Annotated in this window: 10 protein-coding genes; 7 read left to right on the top strand and 3 right to left on the bottom strand. The window is 72.3% G+C overall.

The features are described 5' to 3' along the window. Nucleotides 1–13: 13 nt before the first annotated feature. Nucleotides 14–1,048: a LacI family DNA-binding transcriptional regulator gene (locus ACFVN3_RS03800; RefSeq protein ID WP_378230741.1), complete on the bottom strand. Its 1,035-nt coding sequence runs from the start codon at nt 1,046–1,048 to the stop codon at nt 14–16. 299 nt (nt 1,049–1,347) lie between these two features. Between ACFVN3_RS03800 and ACFVN3_RS03795 the strand changes: the two genes are divergently transcribed. From ACFVN3_RS03795 to ACFVN3_RS03765, 7 genes are all read left to right on the top strand, one after another. Beyond that, nucleotides 1,348–3,786, top strand: a complete 2,439-nt coding sequence (locus tag ACFVN3_RS03795) for a glycoside hydrolase family 3 N-terminal domain-containing protein (protein ID WP_378230739.1) — start codon at nt 1,348–1,350, stop codon at nt 3,784–3,786. Next, nucleotides 3,783–4,832 (top strand): ABC transporter permease, encoded by a 1,050-nt coding sequence (locus tag ACFVN3_RS03790; protein WP_378230737.1) that lies wholly within the window; start codon nt 3,783–3,785, stop codon nt 4,830–4,832. Before ACFVN3_RS03795 ends, ACFVN3_RS03790 begins: the two co-directional genes overlap by 4 nt. Beyond that, on the top strand, nt 4,826–5,746 hold the full coding sequence (locus ACFVN3_RS03785; RefSeq protein ID WP_082140940.1) for a carbohydrate ABC transporter permease: 921 nt from the start codon (nt 4,826–4,828) through the stop codon (nt 5,744–5,746). The genes ACFVN3_RS03790 and ACFVN3_RS03785 overlap by 7 nt, the downstream gene beginning before the upstream one ends. A 101-nt stretch (nt 5,747–5,847) precedes the next feature. Then, complete coding sequence (locus tag ACFVN3_RS03780) at nt 5,848–7,509, top strand: extracellular solute-binding protein (RefSeq protein ID WP_378230734.1); 1,662 nt, start codon at nt 5,848–5,850, stop codon at nt 7,507–7,509. 126 nt (nt 7,510–7,635) lie between these two features. Beyond that, nucleotides 7,636–9,198: a xylan 1,4-beta-xylosidase gene (locus tag ACFVN3_RS03775; RefSeq protein WP_378230732.1), complete on the top strand. Its 1,563-nt coding sequence runs from the start codon at nt 7,636–7,638 to the stop codon at nt 9,196–9,198. Then, nucleotides 9,195–9,923 carry a glycosyltransferase gene (locus ACFVN3_RS03770; protein ID WP_378230729.1) on the top strand — a complete coding sequence of 243 codons (729 nt, stop codon included), beginning with the start codon at nt 9,195–9,197 and terminating at the stop codon, nt 9,921–9,923. Before ACFVN3_RS03775 ends, ACFVN3_RS03770 begins: the two co-directional genes overlap by 4 nt. 38 nt (nt 9,924–9,961) lie before the next feature. Next, a complete protein-coding gene (locus ACFVN3_RS03765; protein ID WP_378230727.1) occupies nt 9,962–12,073 on the top strand; it encodes a beta-galactosidase in 2,112 nt (703 codons plus the stop codon). A 121-nt stretch (nt 12,074–12,194) separates the two neighbouring features. Here the strand turns inward: ACFVN3_RS03765 and ACFVN3_RS03760 are convergent, their stop codons facing one another. Beyond that, nucleotides 12,195–12,524, bottom strand: a complete 330-nt coding sequence (locus ACFVN3_RS03760; RefSeq protein ID WP_378230725.1) for a hypothetical protein — start codon at nt 12,522–12,524, stop codon at nt 12,195–12,197. A 25-nt stretch (nt 12,525–12,549) separates the two neighbouring features. Then, nucleotides 12,550–13,032, bottom strand: coding sequence for an NADAR family protein (locus ACFVN3_RS03755; protein WP_378230723.1), 483 nt, complete (start codon nt 13,030–13,032; stop codon nt 12,550–12,552). Between the last annotated feature and the right edge of the window lie 27 nt (nt 13,033–13,059).

The following is a 13,059-nucleotide window of genomic DNA, read 5'->3' as shown; positions in this document are numbered from 1 at the left end:
GTGCGCGCCGGGGTCAGGCCGAGGGCGGTGCCGTGCTCTCCCGGACGACGAGCTCGGTCGCGAGGTCGAGGCGCTGGTTCATGGGCTGACCGCCCCTCGCGAGGTCGAGCAGCATGCGCGTCGCCGTGCTCGCCATCTCGTGCAGCGGCTGGTGCACGGTCGTCAGCTCGGGGCCGATCCAGCCCGCGAGCGGCAGGTCGTCGTAGCCGACGACGGACAGGTCCTCGGGGATCCGCAGGCCGAGCTCGCGTGCGGCGCGCAGGACGCCGAGGGCCTGCATGTCCGACCCCGCGAAGATCGCCGTCGGGCGGTCGGGGAGCGAGAGCAGGGCCTTGCCGTGCTCGTACCCGCCGTCCACGTAGAAGTCGCCGTAGCGCACGAGCCCGGGGTCGACGGCGATCCCCGCCTCGTCGTGCGCGCTGCGGTAGCCGTCGATGCGGGCGCGGCTGCACAGCACGTCGGACGGGCCCGAGATGATGGCGACGCGACGGTGGCCGAGACCCAGGAGGTGGCGCGTCGCCGAGAGGCCGCCGCTCCAGTTGTTGGACCCCACCGTCGGGACCCCTGCGGGTTGCTCGCCCTCCGTGTCGACCACGACGAACGGGATGGACCGGCTCTCGAGCTGGTGCCGCTGGGACTGGTCGAGGCTCGACAGGACGAGGAGGACCCCGAGCGGGCGGCGCGCGAGGACGCCGTCGAGCCAGTCCTGGGGCGGCCGGTGCTCGCCGCCGAGCTCGGAGAGCACCACGCCCACCTTGGCGGCGGCCGCCGCCTCCTCGACGCCCCGGATGATCTCGATCGACCACGCGGAGTCGAGCTGGTGGAACACGAGGTCGATCAGGGGCGTCGGCGTCGCGGGGGCGGACCGCCGGCGTCGGTACTGGTGGCGTTCGAGCGCGGCCTCGACGCGCGCGCGGGTGGACGCCGCGACGTCGGGCCGGCCGTTGAGCACCTTGGACACCGTGGGCACGGACACGCCGGCCTCCGCGGCGATGGACGCGATGGTCGCGGGGCCACCCGTGGCGGCACCCCGGTCCTGCGCTGGCATGGCGCTCCTCGTGCTGGTCGCAACTTTCGAGTCGAACCGTAGCACTTGTGCACGACGCTCGTCCGGAGGTGCGACGGAGGTTCGTCGCTGGTATCCCGGGCGTCTCGACGTCGAACCCTGTGTGCGCGGTCGTCACCGAACTGTGACCCGGGTCTCGCTTGACGACGCGTCCCCCTCCGGTCTAGCGTCCCGGACCAACGGGTATCGGAACCGTTACCGATACTTTCGAAGCCACGATGCCGTGGACGCCCGGGTCACCGGGCGAGGCACGACGACGTGACCGACCCCGAGGACCACGATTGACGACGCAGACGACCCCGGCCGCCGCCGAGCGGCAGGAGGCCACGACCACGGAGCCGTGGCGCGACGTGCGGCGGAGCGCCGCCGAGCGCGCCCGGGCGCTCGCCGCCGCGATGACGCTCGAGGAGAAGCTCGCCCAGCTCGTCGGCGTGTGGGTCGGCGCGGACGCCTCCGGCGGGGGCGTCGCGCCGCACCAGGCCGACATGACGGGCCGCGTCCCCACGTGGGAGTCCGTCATCGAGCACGGGCTCGGTCAGCTCACGCGCCCCTACGGCACCGTGCCCGTCAGCCCCGAGGCCGGGGCGCGCTCCCTGGAGCGGTCGCAGCGTGACCTCGTCGCCGCCAGCCGGTTCGGCATCCCCGCCCAGGTGCACGAGGAGTGCCTCGCCGGGTTCGCCGCCTGGCGCGCGACCGCCTACCCGGTCCCGCTGTCGTGGGGTGCGAGCTTCGACCCCGAGCTCGTCGAGGCGATGGCCGCGCGCATCGGCGCGAGCATGCGGGCCGCGGGCGTGCACCAGGGGCTCGCGCCCGTGCTCGACGTGACGCGCGACCACCGCTGGGGCCGCACCGAGGAGACCATCGGCGAGGACCCGTACCTCGTCGGGACGGTCGGCGCCGCCTACGTGCGCGGGCTCGAGTCGTCCGGCGTCGTCGCGACGCTCAAGCACTTCGCCGGCTACTCGGCGTCCCGGGCGGGCCGCAACCTCGCCCCCGTCGCGATGGGGCCGCGCGAGTACGCCGACGTCATCCTGCCGCCGTTCGAGACCGCCGTGCGCCACGGCCGGCCCCGCTCCGTCATGCACGCCTACACGGACGTCGACGGGATGCCGTCGGCCGCCGACCGGGGCCTCCTCACGGGCCTGCTCCGCGAGACGTGGGGCTTCGACGGCACGGTCGTCGCCGACTACTTCGGGGTCCGCTTCCTCGAGACGCTGCACAAGGTCGCCGCCGACGGGACCGACGCCGCACGCCTCGCGCTGCGCGCCGGCGTCGACGTCGAGCTTCCCACCGTCGACGCGTTCGGCCCGGCGCTCGCCGAGGCCGTGCGCCGCGGCGACGTCGAGGAGTCCCTCGTCGACGAGGCGCTGCACCGCGTGCTCCGGCAGAAGGTCGAGCTCGGGCTCCTCGACCCCGGCTGGGAGCCCGTGCCCGACGGCGGCGCGGGCCTCGATCTCGACGACGCGGCGGGGCGCGACCTCGCGCTGCGTCTCGCGCGCGAGGCGGTCGTGCTGCTCGCGGACGACGGCGGCGCGCTGCCGCTCGCGTCAAGGGCGCGCGTCGCCGTCGTCGGCCCCCTCGCGGACGACCCGATGGCGATGCTCGGCTGCTACTCCTTCCCCGCGCACGTCGGCGCCCAGCACCCCGAGGTCGAGACCGGGATCGACATCCCGACGGTCCTCGCCGAGCTCGGGTCGCGCTTCGACGTCGAGCACGCGCGCGGCTGCGACGTGACCGGGTCGGACACGAGCAGGTTCGCCGCGGCCGTCGCCGCGGCGCGGGGCGCGGACGTGTGCGTCGTGGCTGTGGGCGACCGGGCCGGGCTGTTCGGGCGCGGGACCTCCGGCGAGGGCTGCGACGCCGCCGACCTGCGGCTGCCCGGAGTCCAGGAGGACCTCGTGCGTGCGGTGCTCGCCACCGGTACGCCCGTCGTCCTGCTGCTCCTGACCGGCCGGCCCTACGCGCTGGGCGCGCTCCTCGACGAGCCGACGCCGCCCGCGGCGGTCGTGCAGGCGTTCTTCCCCGGGCAGCTCGGCGGTCGGGCGGTGGCCGAGGTGCTCGCGGGCGAGGTGTCGCCGTCGGGCCGCCTGCCCGTGAGCGTCCCGCGTGACCCCGGTGGCCAGCCCGCGACCTACCTGTCCGCGCCGCTCGGCCTGCGCTCCGGCGTCTCGAGCGTCGACCCGACGCCCGCCTTCCCGTTCGGCCACGGCCTGTCCTACGCGACGTTCGCGTGGGAGGACGCGCAGGTCGTCGGTGCCGCGGCGGGCGGTCCGGCCCCCTGGCCGTCCGACGGCGACGCCCGGGTCGAGGTCACCGTGCGCAACACCGGGAGCGTCCCGGGCGCCGACGTCGTGCAGCTCTACCTGCACGACGCCGTCGCCCAGGTGACGCGGCCCGTCGTGCGCCTCGTCGGGTACGCGCGCGTCGCGCTCGACCCCGGCCAGGCGGCGACCGTGTCGTTCGTCGTGCCGGCCGACGTCACGTCCTTCACCGGGGCGCACGGGCGCCGGGTCGTGGAGCCGGGCGACGTCGAGCTGCGCGTCTCGCGGTCCAGCGCCGACTTCGTCGCGACGCTCCCGTTGCGCCTCGTAGGGCCCGAGCGCGAGGTCGACCACACGCGCCGCCTCGTCACCGACGTGCGGGTCTCCGGACCCGAGAGCGTCCCGGCCGAGCCGGGCACGCACCGCGAGAACGATCACGAGGAGGTGAGCGTGGGATGACCCTGGACCAGGGCCCCGTCGACGTCGGCGAGGCCACCACCGTCGCGAGCGCCGTCGCAGCGGCCGAGCACGCGCGGCCCGGCGAGCCCGCGGGCGACGGCGGCGGCCGCGCGCGCCGGGCCGCCCGGCGCCGCAGGGCCGGCAGCGTCCCGTGGCGCGTCGCGCTGCGCAAGGACTGGCGGCTGTACACGTTCCTCGTGGTACCCGTGCTGTTCCTGCTGGTCTTCCGCTACCTCCCGATGCTGGGGAACGTCATCGCGTTCCGCCGCTTCCGTCCGGGCGGCAGCGTGTTCGGCGACGAGTGGGTCGGCCTCCGCTACTTCGAGATGTTCATCCAGAACGCACAGTTCTGGCAGGTGTTCTGGAACACCGTCATCCTCGGGCTCCTCACGCTGCTGATCTGCTTCCCGCTGCCGATCGTCTTCGCGCTCCTGCTCAACGAGCTGCGCTCGCGCCGGTTCAAGAAGATCGTGCAGACGGTCTCCTACCTCCCGCACTTCATGTCGATCGTCATCGTGGCGGGCCTCGTGCTGCAGCTCACGTCGGTCAACGGCACGGTCAACCAGATCGTCGAGGCGTTCGGGGGAGACCCGGTCGCGTTCATGCAGCAGCCGGAGTGGTTCCGCACCATCTATGTGTCGTCCGAGGTCTGGCAGACGGTGGGGTGGGGCACGATCCTCTACCTCGCAGCCCTGACGACGATCGACGACCAGCTCTACGAGGCGTCGCGCATCGACGGCGCGAACCGGTGGCAGCAGACGTGGCACATCACCCTGCCGGGCATCCGCCCCACGATGATGGTGCTCCTCATCCTCAACATCGGCTCCTTCATGGCGGTCGGGTTCGAGAAGGTCCTGCTGCTCCAGAACCCCCTGGTCTACTCCACGGGCGACGTCATCTCGACGTACCTGTACCGCGTCGGCATCCAGTCCGCGCAGTTCTCCTACGGGACCGCGATCGGGCTGTTCGAGGCCCTCATCGGGCTCGTGCTCGTCCTCTCCGCGAACGCCGTCTCGCGCCGCCTGACTGGAGCCTCGCTGTGGTGACCGACCCCCTGTCCGCGACGCCGGACCTCACCGCCGTCCGCCGCGAGGGCGGCACGATCAAGGACACGGGCGGCTACCGCGCGTTCCGCGTGGTCAACGGCCTCGTCCTCGCGGTCGTGTGCGTCGTGACGCTCTACCCGTTCGTCAACCTCGTCGCGAAGGCGTTCTCGTCGGAGGGCCAGATCGCGGCGGGCAACGTCAACCTCGTGCCGCGCGGGTTCAACGTCCAGACGCTCCAGTACGTGCTCTCCGACGCCATGTTCTGGACGAACTACAAGAACACGGTCGTCTACACGGTCGTCGGCACGCTCATCGCCATGGCGCTCACCACGACGTACGCCTACGCGATCAGCCGCCGCCACCTCAAGGGGCGCAACGCGTTCATCGGCATCGCGGTCTTCACCATGTTCTTCGGCGGCGGCCTCATCCCCAACTACATCCTCGTCGCGGACGTGCTCGGCATGCGCAACACCATGTGGGCCGTCGTGCTCCCGGGCGCCATCTCCGTCTTCAACCTGCTCGTCATGAAGTCGTTCTTCGAGAACTTCCCGACCGAGCTCGAGGAGGCGGCCGCGATCGACGGCCTGTCGACGTACGGGATCTTCGGCCGCATCGTGCTGCCGCTGTCCAAGGCGGTCATCGCGACCATGACGCTCTTCTACGCGGTGGGCATCTGGAACTCGTGGTTCGGCGCGTTCCTGTACCTCGACAAGAAGGAGCTCTTCCCCGTCACCGTCTACCTGCGCAACCTCATCGCCGCCGCGACCGGCCCGGGCTCGCAGGAGGCGGTCCAGATCGGCTCGAACATCCAGTCCGTGACGATGCTGCTCACCGTGCTGCCCATCGTCTGCCTGTACCCGTTCGTGCAGAAGTACTTCGTCTCCGGCGTGATGCTCGGCTCCGTCAAGGGCTGAGCCGCCGCGCGCCACCAGTGCACCGCACCACCCGCACACCACACAGCACCACCCGCACCTCAGCGACGTCAGAGCGACGAAGCTCGAACCCGAGGAGAGAGATGAGAACGATCCGGATCCCGGTCGCCACCGTGGCGACCGCGACCACCCTGGCCCTGGTCCTGACCGCGTGCAGCGGCGGGGGCGGCGACACGCCCGAGCCCGAGGAGGGCGGTGGCGCGGTCACGATCGACGCCGAGCACTCCGTCGGCGCGATGGAGGACTTCGAGGTCGGCACGACCTTCCAGGCCACGGAGCCGGTCGACTTCTCGCTGATGTACCGCGACCACCCGAACTACCCGGTGAAGGAGGACTGGTCGATCTTCCAGAACCTCGAGGCGAACCAGAACGTCACCTTCACGCGGACCGACGTCCCGCTGGCCGACTGGGACAACAAGAAGGCGCTGCTCATCGGAGCCGGCGACGCCTCCGACCTCATCCCGGTGACCTACCCCGGCCAGGAGGTCCAGTTCGTCTCGGGCGGGGCGATCCTGCCCGTCTCGGACTACCTGGACTACATGCCGAACTTCGCCGACAAGGTGGAGCAGTGGGGCCTCGGCGAGGAGCTCGACTCCAAGCGCCAGGCGGACGGCAAGTACTACATCCTCCCGGGCCTGCGGGAGATCCCGGACGTGCAGTACTCGGTCGTCGTCAACGACGACCTGTTCCAGAAGGCCGGCATCATCGAGGAGCCGGAGACCTGGGACGAGTTCGCGGAGCAGCTCGCGACCGTCAAGGCGGCGAACCCCGAGCTGTCGTACGCGATGACCGACCGCTGGACCGACACGCAGCCGCTCGGCGCGATGCTCCAGTACATCGCCCCGAACTTCGGCACCGAGGGCGGCTGGGGCTACTCCAACACGTGGTTCGACGAGGAGTCCGGCGAGTTCCAGCTCACCGGCACGACCGACGCGTACAAGGACATGCTCACCTACGCCGCGGGCCTGACCTCCGACGGCCTGCTCGACCCCGAGATCACGCAGAACGACGACCAGGCGATCCAGAAGTTCGTCAACGGCGAGGCCGCCGCGATCTCCGGCAACACGCAGGAGATCACGAACTACCGCAGCAAGCTGGCCGAAGCGGGCAAGGACGTCACGCTGCGCATGATCGTGCTGCCCGACGGCCCGTTCGGCGGGAAGCTCGCGGGCAGCCGCCTGTCCTCCGGTCTCATGATCTCGAGCGAGGCGGCCGAGAAGCCGTACTTCAAGGCCCTGCTCCAGTTCGTCGACTGGCTGTACTACTCCGACGAGGGCATCGAGTTCGCCCAGTGGGGCGTCGAGGGCGAGACCTACACCAACGAGGGCGGCACCCGCACGCTCCCGACCGACATCGGCTGGAACGCGCTCAACCCCGATGCGCCGAAGAAGCTCAACGCCGACTTCGGCTACAGCAACGGCGTCTTCCTGCTCGCCAACGGTTCCTCGAAGGAGCTGCTCCAGTCCGTCATGACCGACGAGACGAAGGCGTGGACGGACGCCGTCCTCGAGCGCAAGGAGATGCTCCCGGTCAAGCCGGCCGCGAGCCTCGACGAGATCGAGCTCGAGCAGGCGTCGCTCCTGGACACGCAGGTCAAGGACGCCGTGATGGCCGCCACCGCGGCGTTCGTGACCGGGCAGCGCCCGCTGAGCGAGTGGGACGCCTACGTGTCCGAGATCGACGGTCTCGGTGGCACGCAGCTCATCGACACCTACAACGGGGCGCTCGCCCGCTCCGCGGGCTGATGCCCTCCGGCGGGTGCCCCGGCGCCCGCCACCCCGGCCCCGCCGTCGCCCGGTCGCCCCACCGGGCGACGGCGGTCGCCGCCCGCAGCACCCACCGCACCACCCCTCCCCGCTGGAGCATGACTCGTGACACCCACCGTCGTCCCGTCCGAGCCCGTCGCCGTCCTGTCCGACGCGTGGCGCACGTGCGTGGGCACGGGCCGCTTCAACCTCGCGCTGCGCCAGGACTACCAGGAGTCGCTCGCCCTCGCGCAGGCCGAGATCGGGTTCCGGTACATCCGAGGCCACGGCCTGCTGTCCGACGACGTCGGGGTCCACCGCCCGTACGACGTCGCGGGGCACCAGGGCACCCGGTACGCGTTCACCTACGTCGACCAGGTGGTCGACGCGTACCTCGCGCTCGGGGTCAAGCCGTTCCTCGAGCTCGGCTTCATGCCGTCCGGCCTCGCGTCCGGCGACCAGACGGTGTTCTGGTGGAAGGGCAACGTCACGCCGCCGCGCGACCATCGCGAGTGGGCGGCGCTCGTGACCGCGGTGCTGCGCCACCTGGTCGACCGCTACGGGATCGACGAGGTCCGGACGTGGCCCGTCGAGGTGTGGAACGAGCCCAACCTCGTGAACTTCTGGGAGGGCGCCGACCAGGAGGCGTACCTCCGCCTGTACGAGGCGACCGCGCACGCCGTGAAGGACGTCGACGCCGACCTCCAGGTGGGCGGCCCGGCCATCTCGCCCGGGGCCGACGACTGGTGGGCCCCGTTCGCCGACGCCGTCGCCGCGCGCGACCTGCCGTGCGACTTCGTGTCCTTCCACGCGTACACGACCGGCCCCGCGCAGCACGTCCCGTTCGGCGTGTACCAGACCCTGCGCCACCCGACCGACCTGCTCGACCAGTTCGCGCGCCCCCGTGAGCTCCTCGCCGGGACCCGGCTGGACGGTCTGCCCGCGCACGTCACCGAGTTCAACACGAGCTACCGCCCCGACAACCCGGTGCACGACACCGCGTACAACGCCGCGTCGCTCGCGCCCGTGCTCGCTGCCGGCGGGGACGTGGTGGACTCGTTCTCCTACTGGACGTTCTGCGACGTCTTCGAGGAGGAGAACATCCCCACCGCGATCTTCCACGGCGGGTTCGGCATGCTCGCCCACCGCCAGGTGCGCAAGCCCACCTACCACCTGTACACGTTCATGGCGCGCATGGGTCCCGACGTGCTCGCGCGCGGCGCCGACCACCTCGTGACGCGTGACGCGACGGGCCGGGTCACCGTGCTCGCGTGGCAGCCCGTCGGCGGGACCGACGACCCGACCGAGCCCGAGCGGCACGCGCTGCGGCTCTCCGTCCCGGTCGGGGCGGCGGGTCGCGGGGACGCGCCGCAGCGTGCGTCGGTGCACCGCAGCGTCGTCAACGAGACCGACGGCAACGCGTTCACCGCGTGGCAGCACCTCGGTCGTCCCGCGTCGCCGACCGCGCGCCAGCTCGACCTGCTTCACGAGGCCGCCGAGCCCGCCCGCTCGACCACCTCGCTCCCCGTCGCGGACGGCCGCGTCGAGCTCGCGCTCACGCTCGCGCGGCACGAGGTCACGCTCGTCGAGATCGACCCCGTCCGCGACGAGACGCCCGCCTGGCTCGACGACGACCGGATCCTCGGCCGGGTCGGCGGCCGGGTCCTCGGCGGGGAGAGCGCACGGTGAGCGACGTGAGTCGGCCCGCGCCGCCGTCGGGCACGGCGAGGAGCACGGGGTCGCCGCTGCCGGGCGCGCTCGGCCAGGGGACGCTCGGGCGCGCGACCGCGCTCGTCTACTGGTACGTCGTCGTCACGGCCCTGCTCGCGCTCGCGGCGCTGCCGACGCTCGTCCTGCTCCTGCTGCTCGACCGCGCGGCGTCCAACGTGCCGCTCGCGGCGCTCGCGGCCCTCCCGCTCGGGCCCGCGCTCTCGGCGGCCCTGTACGCCGTCCGGGCGCGCGAGTCCGACGACGAGGTCGCGCCTGCCCGCACGTTCGTGCGCGGCTACCGCCGCGGGGCGCTCGACGCGCTGCGCGTGTGGGCCCCCGCGCTCGGGGTGCTCGCGGTCGTCGGGTTCGTGCTCGCGAACGCGTCGGCCGCCGGCGTCGGCCCGACGTACGCGGCGGTGCTCGTCGTGATCGCGGCGCTCGCGCTCGTGTGGGGGCTGCACGCGGTCGCGATCGCGACCTTCTTCTCGTTCCGCACGCGCGACGTCGCGCGCCTCGCCGCCCACTACCTCGGCCGGACGCCGCTCGTGAGCCTCGGCGTCGTCTCGCTGCTCGTCGCCGCGGCCGGCGTCGCGTGGTTCGCCACGGACGGCGTCCTCGCGCTCGTCGGCGGGGTGTGGGTGTGGTGCTGGTACCGCAACGACCGGCGGATGCTCGACGACGTCCGCGCCCGCTTCACCGCCTGATCCCCGACCTGACCCCCACCCGAGGAGCCGTCCCCGTCATGACCCCCGCTCGTCTGCCCGCGACCGAGAAGATCCTCTACGGGGGCGACTACAACCCCGAGCAGTGGCCGCGCGCCGTGTGGGAGGACGACTACGCCGCGTTCGACGAGGCGTCGATCGACACGGTCACCCTCGCGGTCTTCGGGTGGTCGTACCTCCAGCCCGCCGAGGACACCTACGACTTCACGCGCCTCGACGAGATCGTGGCGCGCGCGGTCGAGGGCGGGCGCCGGATCGTGCTCGCGACGTCGACCGGGGCGCTGCCGCCGTGGCTCGCGCACGCGTACCCCGAGGTCAACCGGACCGACTTCGAGGGCCGCGCGCACGCGTACGGGCAGCGGCACAACGCGTGCCCCAGCTCGCCCGTCTACCGCCGCCTGTCCGCCGAGCTCGCGGGTCGCATCGCCGAGCGGTACGCCGGCACGCCCGGGCTCGTCGCGTGGCACGTGGGCAACGAGTACGGCGGGTACGACGGCGGCTGCTGGTGCGAGCGCTGCGCCGTCGCCTTCCGGGGGTGGCTGCGCGAGCGGTACGGCACGATCGAGCGCCTCAACGAGGCGTGGAACGCGACGTTCTGGTCGCACCTGTTCTCCGACTGGGACCAGGTCGTGCCGCCGAACAAGCTCACCGAGCACTGGCGCGGGCCCGACCACACCGCGTTCCAGGGCATCACGCTCGACTACCGCCGCTTCATGACCGACGCGATGCGCCAGAACTTCCGCGACGAGAAGGCGCGCATCCGCGAGCACGACGAGACGACGCCCGTCACGACGAACTTCATGGGCATGTTCCGCCCGCTCGACTACCACCGCTGGGCCGACGACCTCGACTTCGCGTCGTGGGACAACTACCCGCCCGGGCAGCGCGAGCACGCGCGCATGGCGCTCGCGCACGACCTCATGCGGGGGCTCAAGGACGGCGCGCCGTTCTGGGTCATGGAGCAGACGCCGACCATCACCGCCTCGCGCGACGTCAACCCCGTGAAGCGTCCGGGTGTGCTGCGCCTGTGGTCGTGGCAGGCCGTCGCGCACGGGGCCGACGCCGTCCTGTACTTCCAGATGCGGCAGTCGAAGGGCGCGTGCGAGAAGTACCACGGCGCGGTGCTCGACCACGCGGGCCGTCGCGACACGCGCAGCTTCCGCGAGATCGCGGCGCTCGGCGGCGAGCTGCGCGGGCTGGGCGACGCCGTCCTCGGCGCCCGGACCCCGGCGCGCGTCGCGCTGCTGTTCGACTGGGACTCGTGGTGGGCCGCCGAGATGACGGACGGCTTCAACCGCCACGCGCGCTATGTCGACACGGTGCTCGCGTACTACCGCGCGCTGTGGCAGGCGAACGCCGACGTGGACGTCGTGCCTGTGTCTGCGGACCTCTCGCGGTACGACGTCGTCGTCGCCCCGATGCTGCACCTGCTGAAGGGCGACGTCGCCGCGCGGCTGGAGGCCGTGGCGGCGCGGGGCGGCACCGTGCTGTCGTCGTTCTGGGCGGGCCGCGTGGACGAGGACGACAACGCGTTCCTGATGGACGCGCCCGGCCCGCTCGGCCCGCTGTTCGGGATCCGCGTCGAGGAGACGGACTCCGCCGAGCCGGGGGTCGTGAACCCCGTCGCGCTGCACGACCCCGATCTCGACGACGTCGCGGGCACCGCCGGGACGCCGGGGAGCGCCGAGGCCCCGCTCGTCGTGGGCGGCGAGCTCGTGTTCGAGGTCCTGGTGCCGCAGGGGGCCGAGGTCGTCGGGACGTACGGCGCCGAGTTCTACGCGGGGACCCCGGCCGTGACGCGGCACCGCGTCGGGGGGACCGACGGCGTCCCCGGCGAGGCCTGGTACGTCGCGACGGCGCTCGACGACGCGGGCGTCGCGGGGGTCGTACGGCGCGTGCTCGACCGCCACGGCCTCGTCGGGCCGTACGCCGACGTCCCCGACCTCGAGCTCGCCGTGCGCGAGCGCGACGGCGAGCGCACCGCGTTCGTCCTCAACCACGCCCAGGAGACGGTCGAGGTCACGGCCCACGCGTCGGGCACCGACCTTCTCACGGGCCGCCGGATCGAGCGCGGCGAGCGTCTTCGCCTCGTCCCGACCGACGTCGTCGTGCTGCGGGAGGACCGCCCCTGACCCGCGAGATCGGCCCGAGCGTCGCGACGTCGACCCCCCGCGGGTCGATCTCGGACGCCCGGGTCGATCTCGCGTCTCGGGCGTACGTCACGCGGGCAGAGGCAAGGTCCGCCCCTGTGGCTCACGTACCGGGTTCGGCACGCGTGATGTGAAGACGGGCAGGCTCGGGAAGCTCGGTCGGATCGCCCCCACCGGAGACCCATTCGATGCCTCCTAGGTGGCCGTCGAGCGAGTAGAGGAAGAGCCCGTCGAAAGAACCGACGACTCCGCCGTTCACCAGGATCTCCATGCCGCCGCCCTGGCGGAAGTCGATCGAAGGACACCCGCAGGCACAGCGGCCGACGACACGGGCTGACCTCGCCTCGTCGCGCAGCGTCTCGACACCCTCGAAGTCGATCGACAAGAGTGCGTCGAGGACCTCGCGTTCCCGGTACGTCAGCGATCGATCCACGCGATGATCCTGGCACCAGCTGCCGTCAGACGGCTCCTCGTGCCTCCATGAGGGCGAACCCCAAGAGGTTCGTTCCCGGCCAACGGTGAGGGAGTGCAGCGTCCGGTGAGTTCGCGGTGAGCCCGATTCCCCAGATCGTGTCCACCGGCGAAGCTTCCGCCAGCACCCGTTCGCGGGTGGAGCGCAGATAGGCGCCGATGGCGTCGGCGGCGCGGAACTTCGCCACCGAACCGGCGACGACGATCTCCCAGCGATGCTCCAGCCAGACGTCATCGTCGAAGTCGCGAACCCCGCGGCCCAGGGCCTTGGCGTGGGCCGCAGACCGCGCCTCCAGGATGGCCCGGGCTGAGACGTCATCGCCGAAGAGCCGGGCCTTGCGCCACATCATGTACTGCTCCGCGGAACCGAACGACTCGCCATCGACATCGAACCGCACGGGCCACCACTGGCTCAGGCAGGAGTGGTCCACCTGCCCGTCACGCCGGGGGCGCTGACTCCAGAAGTGCACGTACCGAGGTGCTTCTCCGGCAGAGCA

Origin of the sequence: Cellulosimicrobium sp. NPDC057862, from assembly GCF_042797035.1 — a bacterium.
Taxonomy (GTDB): Bacteria; Actinomycetota; Actinomycetes; order Actinomycetales; family Cellulomonadaceae; genus Cellulosimicrobium.
The sequence above is the reverse complement of the archived record's forward strand: the minus strand, read 5'-3'. Positions and strand labels throughout refer to the sequence as shown.